The organism is Arthrobacter cheniae (assembly GCF_003602275.1).
GTDB classification, from domain to species: Bacteria; Actinomycetota; Actinomycetes; order Actinomycetales; family Micrococcaceae; genus Arthrobacter_D; species Arthrobacter_D cheniae.
In genome coordinates this window covers 247,751-264,105 of record NZ_QZVT01000002.1, presented here as the reverse complement: position 1 = coordinate 264,105, position 16,355 = coordinate 247,751, and the positions used below count along the sequence as shown (strand labels likewise).

Below are 16,355 nucleotides of genomic sequence, written 5' to 3'. Positions count from 1 at the left end.
TCGGTGTGGAGGGGCGCCCTAGGACTCCGGACGCCGGGTCGTGTCGTCGCCCGTCGTGGTCCGCGCACCGGTCGCGGCGGCGCGGAACTGCGGCGGAAGAGTCTCGCGGGAGCCGGACCATACGGCCGCGGCTGCTATCGCCAATGCTCCCGTCACGACGAAGGCAACGTCGTAGGAGCCGACGAAGAGGCGGTCGATGATCAAGCCCGCGACGATCGGGCCGATGATCGCACCGAGGTCGGAGCTCATCTGGAAGGCGGCCAGCACCTTGCCGCCGCTCCGGCCGTTGCCGATCACGTCCGCCACGGCTGCCTGCTGCGCAGGGTTGAGCAGGCCCGTGCCGATCCCGCCGACCACGCAGATCGCGAGGAAGACCACGACGCTGCCGGAGAAGCCGAGCGCGGCCATCGCAGAACCGTTGACGATCAGTCCGGTGATGACGAGCGGCCTCCTGCCGATACTGTCGGCGAGCCGCCCGGACATCGTCAGCGCGAGGGCGGTCCCCGCTGCGAAGAACGCCAGGGAGATGCCCGCGATCTGCGGGCCGGCATCCAGCACCGCCGACGCGAAGAGCGGCACCAGGGCCATCCTGATGCCGAAGGAGGACCACCCGTTCGCGAAGCTGGAGACGAGGGCCGCCCGGTAACCGGAGTCCGTGACTGCCTGACGCACCGTCAGGGGAGTCTGTTCCCTGGCGGCCTTCCGGTCGGCCAGCGACGTCCCCTTCAGCTGGGTGAAGACGACGGCGGACGCGACGACGAGGGCGCACGCGTAGACGAGGAACGGAACGCGGAGTCCCAGCCCTGCGAGCAACCCGCCGAGGATCGGTCCGCCGATGCTGCCCAGGAGGAAGGCAGTGGCATAGGCGCCGGACACCCGCCCGCGGATCGACGGCGGTGCCAGCCGGACGATCAGGCCCATCGCGGAGACCGTGAACATGGTCGATCCGATGCCGCCGAGACCCCGGAACACCAGCAGTTGCCAGTAGTCACCCGCGAACGCACACGCCGCCGTCGAGATCGCGACGATGAGCAGCCCGCCGATATAGACGGGGCGCTCGCCGAGCCGCTCGACGAGCCAGCCGCCCGCCGGGGCGAACAGGAGCCGGGTGAGGGCGAAGGCGCTGACGATCACCGACGCGGCGGTGACACCGACGTCGAAGCTCCGGGCGAACTGGGGGAGGATCGGAGCCACCAGGCCGAACCCGATGGCAATCACGAAGGCCGCGGCGATGAGGACCCTGATCTCCCTCGGTATGCGCTGCTGCTCCGCCGCGGGTGAGGCAACGCGCCCCCTCCGCCTGACCGAAGAGAAGGTCCTGAGAAGGGAGTTCTTGCGCGTGCGGGGAGGTCGGGCCATGGTCCTCGCATTCTGTCATTGCAGCGAGTGGACGCTCAATCAGCCCCTGCGGGAAACGGACCATATGAGAAGGTGGATCGGTGAACGATATCCTCCTGCCTGTCATCTTCGTCATCCTCGCGCTCGCCGTGATCGGATCAGTGGTGACCCTGCTGGTACGCGGCAGGCGCACGCCCCCGGGCCTGTACTCCTCCCCGCGCGATCCTGATGACCAGATCACCGGCGGTGCCCACGGCTCGACGTCGACAGATGTGCTCGAGCGCCCGGACGGCACCACGACCGACGTCCTCGTACCCGACGATCTGAGTGGTCTCGAAGGCGCCCCTGCAGGACCGAGCCTCGACACGGTCGACCCCGTCCAGGGTCGGCTCGCACGCCTGCGCGCCCGTCTCGTGCGGTCCAACAATGCGCTGGGCAAGGGACTGCTCGCGCTGCTGTCCAGGGACAGGATCGACGAGGACGTGTGGGACGAGGTCGAGGAGACCCTCCTCATGGCGGATCTCGGCACCGAGCCCACCCTGGAGCTGGTCGACGCCCTGCGCGAGCGTGTGAAGGTGGCAGGCAGTCGCAGTCCTGCCGAGGTCAAGGACATGCTCCGTGAGGAGCTGGTGAAGCTGGTCGATCCGTCGATGGACCGCTCGCTCGCGACGCAGCGTCATGCCGACCGGCCGGCCATCGTGATGGTGGTGGGGGTCAACGGAGTGGGCAAGACGACCACCGTCGGCAAGCTCGCCCGCGTCCTGGTCGCCGACGACAAGGACGTCATCCTGGGAGCGGCCGACACGTTCCGCGCAGCCGCGGCCGAGCAGCTGGCCACCTGGGGCGCCCGCGTGGGCGTGCCGACGGTCAAGTCCGACGTCGACGGTGCCGACCCGGCGTCCGTCGCCTTCGAGGCGGTCAAGGCCGGCATCGACCAGGAGGTCGACGTCGTCCTGATCGACACCGCCGGTCGCCTGCAGAACAAGGTCGGACTGATGGACGAGTTGGGCAAGGTCAAGCGCGTGATCGAGAAGCAGGGCACGGTGGACGAGGTCCTCCTGGTCCTCGACGCGACGACGGGCCAGAACGGGCTCGCCCAGGCACGCGTGTTCGCCGAGGTGGTCAACATCACGGGCATCGTGCTCACCAAACTCGACGGCACCGCCAAGGGCGGCATCGTGGTAGCCATCCAGCGCAGCCTCGGTGTGCCCGTCAAGCTGGTCGGGCTGGGCGAGGGAGCGGATGATCTCGCACCGTTCGACGCCGAGGCATTCGTCGACGCGCTGCTGAACTGAGCCGTGGCATAGACCCTGGAGCCCCCATCAGCAAGGGATCCCGGCCCTGGAAACGTGCTGGAAACATCGGCGTCACGCGGCTTTTACGTGCGTGAGACTGATGTAACCTGCGCGCAATGCGAAGCCCAAAGGACGGAAACACGACCCGCTCATTCTTGAGGTGCGGGAAGTACCCGCCCCTTTGGAAGGACCGTGTTTGATGGATCTGACAGCAGGCCACGTATGGGTGATGATTTCAGCCGCCCTCGTACTCCTCATGACCCCCGGCCTCGCCTTCTTCTATGGCGGGATGACGCGCGCCAAGGCAGCACTGAACATGATGATGATGAGCTTCATCGCCGTCGGACTGGTGGGAGTCGTGTGGGTCCTGTGGGGCTACTCGATGACCAGCGGTGACGGCATCGCGCAACTCTTCGGCAATCCGTTCACGTCCTTCGGACTGACCAGCTTGATCGGCACCGAGGACCTGATCGGTGCCGGATATGGCGCGACGTTCGCCATCATCACGGTGGCACTCATCAGCGGCGCGATCGCCGACCGCGCCAAGTTCGGCGCCTGGGTCATCTTCGTCCCCATCTGGGTCACCGCGGTCTACTGCCCCCTCGCCTTCATGGTGTGGGGTGGAGGCCTCCTGAGCTCTGACGGCTCCGTCGGAGGTGCTGTCGGCGAGGCGATCGACTTCGCAGGCGGCACCGTGGTGCACATCAGTGCCGGCGTCGCAGCCCTCGTCCTCGCGTTGATCCTCGGCAAGCGCCAGGGATTCGGCAAGGATCCGGCGCAGCGCCCCCATAACATCCCGTTCGTGATGCTGGGAGCAGCCCTCCTCTGGTTCGGCTGGTTCGGATTCAACGGTGGTGCAGCGGGCACCGCCGAGGAAGCCGGCCTCATCTGGATCAATACGATGGCCGCTCCGGCAGCCGCCATGGTCGGCTGGCTCATGACCGAGCGCGTCCGCGACGGACGCCCCACGTCCCTCGGTGCCGCCTCGGGCATCGTCGCCGGTCTCGTGGCCATCACGCCGGCCTGCGCCAATGTCAGCCCCGTCGGTGCCGTCTGCCTGGGTCTGGTCGCCGGCGCGATCTGCGCACTCGCCGTCGGCCTCAAGTACCGCCTCGGCTTCGATGACTCGCTCGACGTCGTCGCCGTGCACCTCGTCGCCGGCATCGTCGGGACGCTGTCGCTCGGCTTCATCGCCCTGCCCGTCGACGGCGAGGGTGGCGGTCTCTTCTACGGCGGCGGCGCCGGTCAGCTCGTCGCACAGATCGTGGCAGCCGCCATCGCGATCGCCCTGTCCGCCGTGATGACCGCCATCATCGGTCTCGCCATCCACAAGACCATCGGGTTCCGCATCAGCCCGGACAACGAGGTATCCGGAGTGGACCTGTCGGAGCATGCGGAGACGGCCTACGAGTTCGGCGGTCTCGGGGTCGGCGGATCCTTCCACCCCTTCGCCGAGCAGATGTTCACACAGCAGAAGCAGCCACAGACCACGAAGCAGAACGTCACGGAGGGCGTACATTCATGAAACTGGTGACAGCGATCGTCCGTCCCGACAAGCTCGACGGAGTTCGGGGGGCCCTCGAGAACTACGGTGTCCAGGGCCTTACGGTCAGCCAGGCGAGCGGCTACGGCCGCCAGCGCGGCCACACCGAGGTGTACCGCGGTGCCGAGTACACCGTGGACCTCCTGCAGAAGGCTCGCGTGGAGGTCCTCGTCGCGGACGCCTGGGTCAGTGACATCGTCGATGTGCTGGTGTCCACGGCCAACACCGGGCGGGCGGGAGACGGCAAGGTCTGGGTGATCCCGGTCGAGGAGGCCGTCCGCGTCCGGACGGGTGAGCGCGGGGACGCAGCACTGTAGAGAGCAGACACAGAGGGAGGGCCCCCACGCAGGTGGGGGCCCTCCCTCTGTGTGGTCCTGTGTGTCCTGTCCAGTCCGGGAGGTGTCAGGCCCGCCCGTGGGAGGACGGCCAGGCATCGGGTCCGACAGAGCCCGCCTGATACTCCTCGAGGGGCACCAGGTCCTCGGACCACGCCTTCAGGACGGGCTCCACGATGCGCCAGCAATCCTCCGCCGTGTCACCACGGACCGAGAGGGTCGGGTCCCCTGCGAGGACGCCGTCGAGCACCTCGCCGTAGGGGAGGAGATCCGTTTCGTTGAGGTTCGCACTGAGGGTCGCGCGGTCCAGCGAGAAGATGTCACCGGGTCCGTTGACGTCGAGTTCCAGTTGCAGCGTGTCAGGGCCGAACCCGATGCGGAGCCTGGTCGGTGCATCCTGGCCCGTGAAGCCGACGGGCAGGTGGCTGACCGGTCGGAAGGTGATGACGGCTTCCTTCCGCTTGGCCCCCAGCGCCTTGCCCGAGCGGAGGACGAACGGGACGCCGGACCAGCGCTGGTTGTTGATGGACACCGTGATCTCCGTGAGCGTCTCCGTACCCTTGGAGGCGTCCACGCCCGGTTCCGCGACGTAGTCGGGGATCCCGCGGTCGCCGATCGTGCCCGCGGTGTACCGGGCACGACGGCTGCTGGTCGGGTCGTCGAGGTTCACCGTGCTCGCCCGCAGGACGGACCCGATGTGGTCGCGCAGGTCACGCTCGTGCAGGGTTGACGGCGCATTGAGGGCCAGCAGCGCCATGACATGCAGCAGATGGCTCTGGATCATGTCCCGCAGCGCCCCGGCGCCGTCGTAGTAGCGCGCCCGGTTCTCGAGCGCGAGGTCCTCGTCGAAGATCACCTCGACCTTCTCGATGTGCAGGTTGTTCCACACCGGTTCGAGGATGCGGTTGGCGAAACGGAGCCCGAGGATGTTGAAGACGGTCGCCTTGCCGAGGAAATGGTCGACACGGTGGATGTTCTGCTCCGGGACCAGCTTCGACAGCTTGTCGTTGAGGCTGTGGGCGCTCGCCTGGTCCGTGCCGAAGGGCTTCTCCATGACGAGCCGGGTGCTTCTCGGCAGCGAGCCCGGACCAAGCGCGCTGCAGGCCATCTGGCTCACGGCGGGTGGCAGCGCGAAGTAGATGGCAACGGGCCCCTTAAGGGTCCGGACGAGTTCGGCGAGGCCGTCCCTGGTCACGTCGAGCAGGTGGTAGGAGCTGTCGTCCCGCACCTGCTGGAGCGCCGCTCGCCCGGCGTCGTCGGCCTTTGCGAGGGCCGGCGCGAACGCCCCGTCGAGCCGCTCACGCCACTGTTCGTCCGTCCAGTCGTCGGAACCCGCCCCCACGAGGTGCAGGCCGTCGGCCCGCCCGAGGCGGATGAGCCGGGCGAGGCCGGGAAGAAGGAGCCGTCCGGTGAGGTCCCCCGAAGCTCCGAGGATCAGCAGCGTCTGCACGCGCGTCTCGGCCTCGGCGGGGATGGAATCGTGTTCTGCGAGTGAGTGAGTATCCACGTCTTCACCTTGCCACCTATCCCTGCGGGTGTCCCGCCCTGCGACAAAACCCGGGACGTGAGTGCGCACCGGGCGGAGGGTCGTGCCGATGGTGTAGCTCCCGGCCGATCCGCGGACGGGCAGGCTCGGCCGCGGTCGGTCCTCCTGCAGTGCCAGTTGATACCCTAGGGAGTTGAGCCTCCCTGATCCCCGATGAAAGTAGTTCACGGCACGTGTTCAATTCACTCTCCGACCGGCTGACTGCGACCTTCAAGAACCTGCGCGGCAAGGGCCGCCTCACCGAGGCGGACATCGACGCGACGGTGCGCGAGATCAGGCGCGCCCTGCTCGACGCCGACGTCGCCGTCCCCGTCGTCCGTTCCTTCACGGCTTCCGTCAAGGAACGCGCCCTCGGACTCGAGGTGTCCCAGGCACTGAACCCGGGCCAGCAGATCGTCAAGATCGTCAACGAGGAACTCGTCGGGATCCTCGGCGGCGAGACCCGCCGCATCCGCCTCGCCAAGAACCCGCCCACGGTCATCATGCTCGCGGGCCTCCAGGGAGCGGGTAAGACCACGCTCGCGGGCAAGCTCTCCAAGTGGCTCAAGGGCCAGGGACACAGCCCCCTGCTGGTCGCCTGCGACCTGCAGCGACCGAACGCCGTCCGTCAGCTCCAGGTCAACGGGGAGCGTGCGGGAGTTCCCGTCTTCGCACCTCACCCCGGTGTCAGTTCCGAGTTCGAGTCAGCCACAGGTGACCCGGTCGCCGTCGCGCGTCAGGGCATCGCCGAGGCGCGGGCGCGCCTGCACGACGTCGTCATCGTCGACACCGCGGGTCGTCTCGGCGTCGACGCCGAACTGATGCAGCAGGCCGCGGATATCCGGGAGGCCATCAGCCCCGACGAGGTCCTCTTCGTCATCGATGCGATGATCGGCCAGGACGCGGTCAATACGGCGCTCGCCTTCAACGAGGGCGTCAACTTCACCGGCGTCGTCCTGACCAAGCTCGACGGCGATGCCCGCGGCGGTGCCGCCCTCTCGGTCGCCTCCATCACCGGCAAGCCCGTCATGTTCGCCTCGACGGGCGAAGGGCTGGACGACTTCGAGTTGTTCCACCCCGACCGGATGGCCTCGCGCATCCTCGACATGGGCGACGTCCTGACCCTGATCGAGCAGGCGGAGAAGTCCTGGGACAAGGACGAAGCGGCCCGGATGGCGAAGAAGTTCGCCGACCAGGAGGACTTCACGCTCGACGACTTCCTGTCGCAGATGCAGCAGATCCGCAACATGGGCTCCATGAAGAAGATGCTCATGATGATGCCTGGTGCGGCCAACATGCGTGAGCAGCTGGAGAACTTCGACGAGCGCGAGATCGACCGCGTGGAGGCGATCGTCCGCTCGATGACCCCGCACGAGCGCGTCGCTCCGAAGATCATCAACGGCTCGCGGCGCGCGCGCATCGCCCGCGGCTCCGGCGTGCACGTCTCCGAGGTCAACGGTCTCCTGGAGCGCTTCACGCAGGCGCAGAAGATGATGAAGAAGATGGCGTCCGGCGGCGGAATCCCCGGGATGCCCGGCATGGCCGGCCCCGGTGGGTTCGGAAGTCCCCGCAAGGCCACGGCGGCCAAGGGGAAGAAGAAGCCCCGCTCGGGGAACCCAGCCAAGGCAGCACTGGAGGCCCGCGAGGCGGAGGCGCGGCGCGCCGCAGCCCGTACTGCTGCGCCCACCGGTGCGGCTTTCGGCGGCCAGGAGGATTTCGACCCGTCGGCAATGAATCTCCCCAAGGGCTTCGAGAAGTTCCTCGGGAAGTAGCATCCGCGGTGCTGCCCGATCGTCCGTTCCATGCGGTGCCGGGATCCTGATGGCTCCCGAGCGCGTGGTGTTCGTCCACGGGAGTGGTTCCTTCGGTGCTGCCGCCTGGCCCCGGCAGCACGGATTGTCGCTCGACTTCGACTGCCTGTACGTCCGACGTCACGGATACTCGCTCTCCGAGGATCCGCTGCCGACCGACCACGCCCGTGACGGGGAGATCCTGGTGGAGGCCCTCGGAAAGGGCGGGCATCTCGTCGCGCATTCGCAGGGCGCCGTCTCGGCCCTGATGGTCGCCGTGGAGCGCCCGGACCTGGTGCGGTCGCTCACCCTGGTCGAACCTGCATGCCTGTCACTCACCGTCGGCCACCCCGCGACGAGGGCGCACATCGAGCTGATGGCGCCGCTGTTCGCCGAACGGGACACGTTGACGGACGATGAGTATCTCCGCAGGTTCGTGCGCCGTGTGTTCTCGGCTGACGCGCACCTGCCGACCACCGCAGACGCGCGGAGGGACGCCGCCCGGTTGCGACTCCAGAGTCCGCCGTGGGATGCGCCGCTGTCCATCGTGCCGGGCGTCCCCACCCTCGTGCTGACGGGCGGGTGGGAGCCGCTGTACGAGGAAGCCGCCGAATACCTCGCCGGCACGGGCGCGGTCCATCGGGTGGCGCCGGGCGCGCATCGGCCCCATGACTCGGCGGAGGGCGATGCAGTGATCCGCGCGTTCCTGCGGTCCATGAGGCAGGACGTGGCGGCGTGAGGGAACCGTCCGGCGAGGGCGGTGGAAGCCGCGGGGACGCAGGTTATCTGCACCTCACAGGCACCGTGCTGCTGTCGCCGTCGCACACGGTTCCCGATGTCTACGTGAAGGATGGCCTGTTCACCTTCCGTCGCCCGTCCGGCAGGCCACGCCGGACGCTCGAGGGCTGGGTGCTGCCGGGGCTGGTGGACGCGCACTGCCATGTCGGCCTCGACCGGCGGGGCCGGGTGCCCGATGAGCTGGCCGAACAGCAGGCGCTGCAGGACCGGGACGCGGGAACCCTGCTCATCCGCGACGCGGGTGTGGTCAATGACACGCGTTGGGTGCAGCATCGGGCGGACCTGCCCCGGCTCGTGCGCGCAGGGCGACACGTTGCACGGACCCGCCGTTACTTCCGCGACTACGCCGTCGAGGTGGAGCCGGACCAGCTCGCCACCGCGGTGGCCGAGCAGGCGCGATCCGGAGACGGTTGGGTCAAGATCGTCGGGGACTGGATCGACCGATCCATCGGAGACCTCGCGCCGGCCTTCCCGACCGACGCGTTGCAGGAGGCGGTTGCCGCCGCCCACGCCGAGGGGGCGCGCGTCACCGCACACTGCTTCGCCGCGGAGACGCTCGACGGGATGCTCGACGCCGGCATCGACTGCATCGAGCACGCCACCGGGATGCTGCCCCGCCACATCCCGCGCTTCGTCGAGCAGGGCGTCGCCATCGTGCCGACGCTCATCAACATCGATACCTTTCCGGATATCGCCGACGACGCAGCCGGGAAGTACCCGGACTATGCGGCGCATATGCGTCGTTTATGGAGCGGCCGCCACGCCATGGTCCGTCAGGCCCACGACGCCGGTATCGCCGTCTACGCGGGTACCGACGCCGGCAGCGTCATTCCGCACGGGAGGCTTCCCGACGAGGTCGCGGCACTTGCCGCCGCCGGGCTCGGGGCAGCCGCCGCGCTCGATGCCGCATGCTGGGCGGCGCGATCCTGGCTCGGCTTCCCGGGCATCGAGGAGGGAGCGAGCGCCGACGCGATCGTGTGCTCCGCCGATCCCCGCACCGATGTGACGACGCTCGCCTCTCTCCGGGCCGTCGTGCTGCGCGGAGAGGACCTCAACCGCAACCCCGTGGAATAACTTGAAGCTTCAAGTAGTTGTGCAGGTGTTGACCCATCCGCATGAGAAGGAGCCCCCCAGATGTCCACGCAGGATCTGCTGCCCACAGACACCACCATGGGAACACTGACGCTCAAGGTCGGTGATCTCGCCGGAATGTCCGCCTACTACCGGACGGCCCTCGCTCTCGAGGTGCTCGACGACGGCACCGACGCCGTCGTGCTGGGACGCCGGGGAAGGGCGGTGGTCCGTCTGGAGGCTGCGCGTCACCTCCACCTGGCACAGCCCGGCCAGGCAGGCCTCTTCCATACGGCTCTCCTCTTCGAGGATCAGGCGGACCTTGCCGCCGTCGTCGCCTCCGCCGCGCGGCATCCACTGAGCTCCTATGTGGGCAGCGCCGACCACCTCGTGAGCGAGGCCTTCTACTTCGCCGATCCCGAGGGCAACGGCATCGAGCTGTACGTGGACCGGCCAAGGGATACCTGGGACTGGTCGCGCGACGAGCGGGGTGGCCGCACGGTAGTGATGGGAAGCCTGCCACTCCCGCCGCGCGGCTACATCGAGAAGCACCTCACGGAGGCAGCGGTGGCGCAGGCGGAGTCGAGGAGTGCCGCCGTCGGGCATGTGCACCTCCAGGTGGGTGACGTGGACGCGGCGCACCGCTTCTACGTGGACGTGCTCGGATTCGAGCGCACCGCGGGGTGGCACGACCAGGCGCTCTTCGTGTCTGCCGGCGGCTACCACCACCACATGGCCATGAATGTCTGGAACAGCCGGGGAGCCGGACCGCGCAAGGACACCCTCGGGCTCGGTGAGGTCCTCATCCGGGTCCCCGTGGCCGACGAGGTGGCGGCGCTTGCCGATCGCCTCTCCCACGCGGGTATCGGTAGTCATCACACGGGCGCCGAACTGCGTTTCGAGGACCCGTGGCGCAATCAGCTCCGTGTCGCCGTCGCCGGTCCGTTCGGCGGAATCGCCTAAAGCACGGCGGTCTGGCACAATGGATCCGTACTCGATCCGTGCAGCCCCTCTCTCTGCGCGTGCATTGTGTCCTCTGAACCCCCATGAATGGCCCGCCCCACGGGAGCAGGATGATGGGTTCGCCCTTTTTATTCACAAGGAGTGACCACACAAGTGGCCGTAAAGATTCGCCTCAAGCGCATGGGCAAGATCCGCGCACCGTTCTACCGTGTCGTCGTCATGGATGCACGCTCCAAGCGTGATGGCCGTGCCCTCGAAGAGATCGGCAAGTACAACCCCACCGAGGAGCCCTCGTTCATCGAGATCGACTCCGAGCGTGCGCAGTACTGGCTCGGAGTCGGCGCTCAGCCGACCGAGCAGGTCTCCGTCCTGCTCAAGATCACCGGTGACTGGCAGAAGTTCAAGGGACTCAAGGGCCAGGAAGGCACCCTGAGGACCAAGGCACCCAAGGCAGCGTTCGTGGCCCCCGAGAAGGGTTCGGTGATCGTCCCCGAGGCGATCACGTCGAAGGCGAAGAAGAACGACGACGCCCCGGAAGCGACCGAGGCAGAGTAAATTGCTGGCCGAAGCTCTGGAGCACCTCGTCCGCGGCATCGTCGACAACCCTGACGATGTCCGGGTCGCCGCGAAGAACAACCGTCGCGGCGAGACGCTCGAGGTCCGCGTGCACCAGGAGGACCTGGGACGCGTGATCGGTCGCCAGGGGCGCACCGCCCGTGCGCTGCGCACCGTGGTGGCCGCACTCGCGGACGGCGAGCCCGTACGGGTCGACGTAGTCGACACCGACCGCCGCCGGGGCTGACCGGCCCGAGCTTCACCGACGAACGGCATTGATCGGCCCCACCACCAGGACCCGGTGGTGGGGCCGATCGCATTAATCACCCGAATCCGCATCAGCACAACAGCAGGAGCACCACCATGGACGTACTCGTCGCCAGGATCGGGAAGCCCCACGGAATCAAGGGAGAGGTCACCGTCCAGCTCTTCACGGACGCCCCCGAAGCCCGATTCGATGCCGGGGGGACCTTCCGCGTCGAGGGAGCCGCCGTGACGGAGTTGACCGTGGCGAAGGCCCGGTGGAACAAGGACATCCTGATCATTGCCTTCGAGCAGGTCTCCGACCGCAACCAGGCCGAGACCCTGCGGGGCGCGCAGCTCTTCATCGACACCGCTGGTGCGCAGGATGACGACGACGACGCCTGGTACGAGCACGAGCTCGTCGGCCTGGACGCCCGCGTGGACGGCGAATCCGTGGGTAAGGTGACGGCGCTGAGGACCATGGCCGTGCAGGACCTGCTGGTCGTCGAGCTGCCAGGCGGACATGAAGCACTGGTGCCATTCGTCGCGGACATCGTGCCCGAGGTGAATCCGAAGGGCGGCTACATCGTCATCGTTCCGCCGGCGGGGCTCTTCGACCTGAATACCCCCGGGTCCAACCAGGCACCCGACGACGGCGATGACGTGGACGCCGCAGCAGCGGTCGAGCACGAGGCTACGCCCGGCGAGGCGCGCGGCTAGTGCGCATCGACGTCGTCTCCATCTTTCCGGAGTACCTCGCCGCGCTCGACCTGTCACTCATCGGCAAGGCGCGGCAGGACGGCGTCCTCGATGTACGGGTCCACGACCTCCGCACGTTCACCACGGACCGCCACCGGACGGTGGACGACACACCCTACGGTGGCGGTGCGGGCATGGTGATGAAGCCGGAGCCGTGGGCGCTCGCCCTGGAGGCCGTGGTGGCAGCGTCCCCGACCGCAGCGCGACGACCGACGCTCATCGTCCCGTCGCCGGCCGGAGCGGTCTTCAACCAGGCGATGGCCCACGAGCTCGCCGGTCTGGACCACCTGGTTTTCGCCTGCGGCAGGTACGAGGGTATCGACGAGAGGGCGATCGACTGGGCGCGAGGGCAGTTCGACGTCCGTCCCGTGTCCCTCGGCGACTACGTCCTCAATGGGGGAGAGGTCGCGGTGCTGGCCATGGTCGAGGCTGTCGGACGGCTGATCCCCGGCGTCGTCGGCAACCCCGAGTCCCTCGTCGAGGAGTCACACTCCGACGGTCTGCTCGAGTACCCGGTCTACACCAAGCCGTCATCCTGGCGCGGGCGCGACATCCCGGAGGTGCTGCTGAGCGGCAACCACGCGAAGATCGCGCAATGGCGCCGGGTGGAGCAGTTCCAGCGGACGGCCGAGCGGCGGCCGGACCTCCTCGCCGACGTCGAGGCCGCTACCCTGTCCCCAGCAGATATGAAGGCGTTGCGCGCCGCAGGATTCGACGTCGTCGACGGCAGGCTCGTGCGGCCTCCGTATTAGCGGTTGAACCGATCGCTGTGGAAGAATGGTTGTTTGTGTCCACTGGGCCGGACCCTGCCACAGGGGGCGTCCAGCCAACAGTTCCACACACCGGCCGCCGAATCATCGGATCGGTCGGACACTACTTCGGCGGTATTGCCCTGACCTCGCGTCCGGTCATTGTCCGCCGTGACCCACGTGAATGACCTGTGGCGTTCACCAGGAGCACGAAAATGCATATTCTCGATTCCGTCGACGCCGTATCCTTCCGCGACAACGTCCCGGACTTCCGCGCCGGCGACACCGTCAACGTCCATGTGAACATCATCGAAGGCAAGAACACCCGTGTTCAGATCTTCAAGGGCTTCGTCCTCGGACGCCAGGGCGACGGCATCCGCGAGACCTTCACGGTCCGCAAGGTGAGCTTCGGTGTCGGCGTGGAACGTACGTTCCCCGTCCACAGCCCGGTCCTCGACAAGATCGAGGTCGTCTCCAAGGGTGATGTGCGCCGCGCCAAGCTGTACTACATGCGTGATCTGCGCGGCAAGGCAGCGAAGATCAAGGAGAAGCGCGACCCCAAGACGGTCAAGTAACTCTTCTTCAGTGCACGAAGAACCTGCTTCCCGCCCTTCGGCTGGAGCGCACGCGAAACGCCGGTCCCATTGTGTGGGCTGGCGTTTTGTGTTCTCCACCGTCGTCCTCGCCGCTGTCCTCACGGGACTGATCCGCGGTTTCCTCCTCGATGTCTACTTCATCCCGTCAGCGTCGATGGAACCCCTGCTCGCCGAGGGCGATCGCGTCCTCGTCAGCAAGCTCGAGGAAAAGCGCGGAGCAGTGGAGCGCGGAGACATCGTCGTCTTCGACGGGCGAGGGTCCTTCGATCCGATCACGGATCCGCGCAGCGTTCCCGTGCAGGTTGCTGCCGGAGTGAGCCAGTGGCTCGGGATGTCCGGCAGCGACACGGTGTACGTCAAGCGCGTCATCGGGGTCGGGGGGGACCACGTCGTATGCTGCTCCGCCGACGGTCGGCTCACGCTCAATGGGAACCCGATCGACGAGCCGTACGTCCATCCGGGGGATGCAGCGAGCGATCAGGCCTTCGACGTCGTCGTTCCGGAGGGCCGGGTATGGCTGCTGGGAGACCACCGATCGGCATCCATGGACTCGCGGGCCCTCCTGGGCGCTCCGGGCGGCGGCCTCATCGCCGAGGACCGGATCATCGGGCGGGCGTTTCAGCTAGTCTGGCCACTTGACCGGTTCGCCCCGATCGAGCAGCACGTCGGCTGAGCCCGGCGGTTCAGTGGCGTCGACGCCGCAGAACCGCGTCCGGTGGGGTAGCCGCCGGGTATCACGACTACAGAGGACATTTCGCACATGGCACGGAGCTTCCGCAGGAAGTCACACTCGGGAGCCGAGGCACCCGCACCACACCCCGTCGATCCCGACTCCTCCGAGGTCGGCGATGGCGCCGTCGCACCCAACGCCTCCAACGCTGCCGAGGTCTCAGGTGCCCCCGGGAAGGGATTCGCGAGGTCGCCACGGGACAAGAAGGAGGCCGACCACGGGATCGGCGCATGGTTGAAGGAGATCGCGACGATCGTCGTGATCGCGCTGGTGCTGTCCTTCCTCATCAAGACCTTCTTCTTCCGGGCCTTCTTCATCCCGTCGGGATCCATGGAGGAGACCCTCGAGATCGACGACCGCATCTTCGTCAACCAGCTCGTGCCGCAGCCCTTCGACCTCGAGCGCGGTGACATCGTCGTCTTCCGTGACGAGCAGGAGTGGCTGCCACCTCAGGCCGGGACGGACATCGGCTGGTTCAAGGAAGCCCTCATCTTCATAGGCCTCGCTCCGGACGAGTCTCATCAGCACCTCGTCAAGCGCGTCATCGGACTGGCCGGTGACCATGTCATCTGCTGTGACGCCCAGGGCCGCATCACGGTCAACGGCGAGCCCTTGACCGAGCCCTACCTCTATCCCGGCGCCAACCCGTCGGACGTGCCGTTCGACGTCGTCGTGCCCGACGGCAGGATCTGGGTCATGGGCGACCACCGCAATGCCTCCGCCGACTCCCGTGCCAACCGCGACAAGCAAGGGGAGGGGTTCGTGAGCGTCGATGACATCGAGGGCAAAGCGGCCGTCATCGCCTGGCCTCTCGATCGCATCGGCTTCCTCGGCAACCATCCCGATGTCTTCGGCGGAATTCCCGAACCGGAGGCTGCGGCACAGCTGATTCCGGCAGGACGATGACAGCACCGCGCAGGAAGCGATCCACCGCCCCGAACCTGACTTTCGAGAAGTCATTCGGGGCGGACGGACACCGTTACATCGCCGGCTGCGATGAGGTCGGCAGGGGAGCGCTGGCCGGACCTGTATCGGTGGGTATCGTCGTCGTGGACCTCGACGCTACGGCCGGACTTCGCGGAGTGCGCGACAGCAAGCTGCTGCCGGCTTCCCAGCGTGAGGCGCTGGTGCCACGCATCCGACGCTGGTCCGTCGCGTCCGCCGTCGGACACGCGACCGCGGCCGAGGTCGATGGGTTGGGCCTCATGGCCGCCCTGCGTGCCGCCGGTAGCCGGGCCTGGGCCGATGTCCTCGAGACCGTCACTCCGGATGTCGTCGTCCTCGACGGCAATCACGACTGGCTTTCCGCCCGGTCACAGGGCGAGCTCTTCCAGACGGACCAGGGTGCACCGCCGGTGGGAACCATCGCCTGCTCGGCGCCCGTACATACGAAGATCAAGGCAGACCTCACGTGCCTGAGTGTCGCTGCAGCCAGTGTGCTCGCGAAGGTGGAGCGTGATGCCCTGATGGTGACTCTCGCCGCCGAGCACCCCGCCTTCAGCTGGGACGTGAACAAGGGGTACGCCACCGAGGCGCACAGGGGGTCCATCGACGCCGTCGGGCCCAGTGAGTATCACCGGAAGACCTGGCGGCTGGGAAGCGTGGACAGGCCCGGCATGCCCCGTATCGATATTGAGGGATGATGGTCGAATGAGTGCCGAAGATCTTGAGAACTACGAAACCGACATGGAGCTCCAGCTGTACCGCGAGTACCGGGACGTCGTGGGGCTCTTCAGCTATGTCGTCGAGACGGAGCGCCGGTTCTACCTGGCGAACAACGTGGACCTGCAGGCCCGCTCGGCGGACGGCGAGGTCTACTTCGACCTGACCCTGCAGGATGCCTGGGTGTGGGACGTGTACCGCTCCGCCCGCTTCGTGAAGAACGTCCGTGTCATCACGTTCAAGGACGTCAACGTGGAGGAACTGTCGAAGTCCGACGACATGGCGCTGCCGAAGGACGGGACGCTGGGCAACTGAGTCGGTCCGCCGCTCCGCCTGGTTCTGCCTGAGGTTGTCCACATAGGCCAGGAGCCTGCCGTGCACCTTCTCTGCCTCCCTGAAGCTG

Annotated in this window: 18 protein-coding genes; 16 read left to right on the top strand and 2 right to left on the bottom strand. The window is 67.4% G+C overall.

Going from position 1 to position 16,355, the window contains the following annotated elements:
• Nucleotides 1-18: 18 nt before the first annotated feature.
• The gene (locus D6T63_RS04535) at nucleotides 19-1,359 is read right to left on the bottom strand and encodes an MFS transporter (RefSeq protein WP_120147833.1); all 1,341 of its coding nucleotides are present in this window, start codon (nucleotides 1,357-1,359) and stop codon (nucleotides 19-21) included.
• An 80-nt stretch (nucleotides 1,360-1,439) separates the two neighbouring features.
• Here D6T63_RS04535 and ftsY point away from each other — a divergent pair, with 80 nt between their 5' ends.
• The 3 genes from ftsY (at nucleotide 1,440) to D6T63_RS04520 (ending at nucleotide 4,493) form a co-directional block, all read left to right on the top strand.
• Nucleotides 1,440-2,633 (top strand): signal recognition particle-docking protein FtsY, encoded by a 1,194-nt coding sequence (gene ftsY / locus D6T63_RS04530; RefSeq protein ID WP_120147832.1) that lies wholly within the window; start codon nucleotides 1,440-1,442, stop codon nucleotides 2,631-2,633.
• A 199-nt stretch (nucleotides 2,634-2,832) separates the two neighbouring features.
• Complete coding sequence (locus D6T63_RS04525) at nucleotides 2,833-4,158, top strand: ammonium transporter (protein ID WP_120147831.1); 1,326 nt, start codon at nucleotides 2,833-2,835, stop codon at nucleotides 4,156-4,158.
• Entirely contained in the window at nucleotides 4,155-4,493 is a 339-nt protein-coding gene (locus tag D6T63_RS04520) for a P-II family nitrogen regulator (RefSeq protein ID WP_120147830.1), read from the top strand. The genes D6T63_RS04525 and D6T63_RS04520 overlap by 4 nt, the downstream gene beginning before the upstream one ends.
• Before the next feature lie 85 nt (nucleotides 4,494-4,578).
• Here D6T63_RS04520 and D6T63_RS04515 read toward each other — a convergent pair whose 3' ends face one another.
• Nucleotides 4,579-6,018, bottom strand: coding sequence for a glucose-6-phosphate dehydrogenase (locus D6T63_RS04515; protein WP_235830552.1), 1,440 nt, complete (start codon nucleotides 6,016-6,018; stop codon nucleotides 4,579-4,581).
• A gap of 212 nt (nucleotides 6,019-6,230) precedes the next feature.
• Between D6T63_RS04515 and ffh the strand changes: the two genes are divergently transcribed.
• The 13 genes from ffh to D6T63_RS04450 all read left to right on the top strand — a co-directional run bounded on the left by ffh (nucleotide 6,231) and on the right by D6T63_RS04450 (nucleotide 16,267).
• Nucleotides 6,231-7,808, top strand: a complete 1,578-nt coding sequence (ffh, locus tag D6T63_RS04510; RefSeq protein WP_120147829.1) for a signal recognition particle protein — start codon at nucleotides 6,231-6,233, stop codon at nucleotides 7,806-7,808.
• Between the two features lie 49 nt (nucleotides 7,809-7,857).
• Nucleotides 7,858-8,565 (top strand): alpha/beta fold hydrolase, encoded by a 708-nt coding sequence (locus D6T63_RS04505; protein WP_120147828.1) that lies wholly within the window; start codon nucleotides 7,858-7,860, stop codon nucleotides 8,563-8,565.
• Nucleotides 8,562-9,698, top strand: a complete 1,137-nt coding sequence (locus D6T63_RS04500; protein WP_407923704.1) for an amidohydrolase family protein — start codon at nucleotides 8,562-8,564, stop codon at nucleotides 9,696-9,698. Before D6T63_RS04505 ends, D6T63_RS04500 begins: the two co-directional genes overlap by 4 nt.
• Before the next feature lie 60 nt (nucleotides 9,699-9,758).
• Nucleotides 9,759-10,658 (top strand): VOC family protein, encoded by a 900-nt coding sequence (locus tag D6T63_RS04495; RefSeq protein WP_120147827.1) that lies wholly within the window; start codon nucleotides 9,759-9,761, stop codon nucleotides 10,656-10,658.
• Between the two features lie 153 nt (nucleotides 10,659-10,811).
• Nucleotides 10,812-11,213 (top strand): 30S ribosomal protein S16, encoded by a 402-nt coding sequence (rpsP, locus tag D6T63_RS04490; protein WP_120147826.1) that lies wholly within the window; start codon nucleotides 10,812-10,814, stop codon nucleotides 11,211-11,213.
• Between the two features lies 1 nt (nucleotide 11,214).
• The gene (locus D6T63_RS04485; RefSeq protein ID WP_105030847.1) at nucleotides 11,215-11,460 is read left to right on the top strand and encodes an RNA-binding protein; all 246 of its coding nucleotides are present in this window, start codon (nucleotides 11,215-11,217) and stop codon (nucleotides 11,458-11,460) included.
• Nucleotides 11,461-11,576: 116 nt separating this feature from the next.
• Complete coding sequence (rimM, locus tag D6T63_RS04480) at nucleotides 11,577-12,176, top strand: ribosome maturation factor RimM (protein ID WP_120147825.1); 600 nt, start codon at nucleotides 11,577-11,579, stop codon at nucleotides 12,174-12,176.
• Nucleotides 12,176-12,967 carry a tRNA (guanosine(37)-N1)-methyltransferase TrmD gene (gene trmD / locus D6T63_RS04475; RefSeq protein WP_120147824.1) on the top strand — a complete coding sequence of 264 codons (792 nt, stop codon included), beginning with the start codon at nucleotides 12,176-12,178 and terminating at the stop codon, nucleotides 12,965-12,967. The genes rimM and trmD overlap by 1 nt, the downstream gene beginning before the upstream one ends.
• 212 nt (nucleotides 12,968-13,179) lie before the next feature.
• Nucleotides 13,180-13,539 (top strand): 50S ribosomal protein L19, encoded by a 360-nt coding sequence (gene rplS, locus D6T63_RS04470; protein ID WP_120147823.1) that lies wholly within the window; start codon nucleotides 13,180-13,182, stop codon nucleotides 13,537-13,539.
• Between the two features lie 88 nt (nucleotides 13,540-13,627).
• Complete coding sequence (gene lepB / locus D6T63_RS04465; RefSeq protein ID WP_235830551.1) at nucleotides 13,628-14,233, top strand: signal peptidase I; 606 nt, start codon at nucleotides 13,628-13,630, stop codon at nucleotides 14,231-14,233.
• Between the two features lie 87 nt (nucleotides 14,234-14,320).
• A complete protein-coding gene (lepB, locus tag D6T63_RS04460; RefSeq protein WP_120147821.1) occupies nucleotides 14,321-15,196 on the top strand; it encodes a signal peptidase I in 876 nt (291 codons plus the stop codon).
• The gene (locus D6T63_RS04455; RefSeq protein ID WP_120147820.1) at nucleotides 15,193-15,933 is read left to right on the top strand and encodes a ribonuclease HII; all 741 of its coding nucleotides are present in this window, start codon (nucleotides 15,193-15,195) and stop codon (nucleotides 15,931-15,933) included. The genes lepB (D6T63_RS04460) and D6T63_RS04455 overlap by 4 nt, the downstream gene beginning before the upstream one ends.
• A 7-nt stretch (nucleotides 15,934-15,940) precedes the next feature.
• A complete protein-coding gene (locus D6T63_RS04450) occupies nucleotides 15,941-16,267 on the top strand; it encodes a DUF2469 domain-containing protein (RefSeq protein ID WP_120147819.1) in 327 nt (108 codons plus the stop codon).
• Nucleotides 16,268-16,355 lie beyond the last annotated feature (88 nt).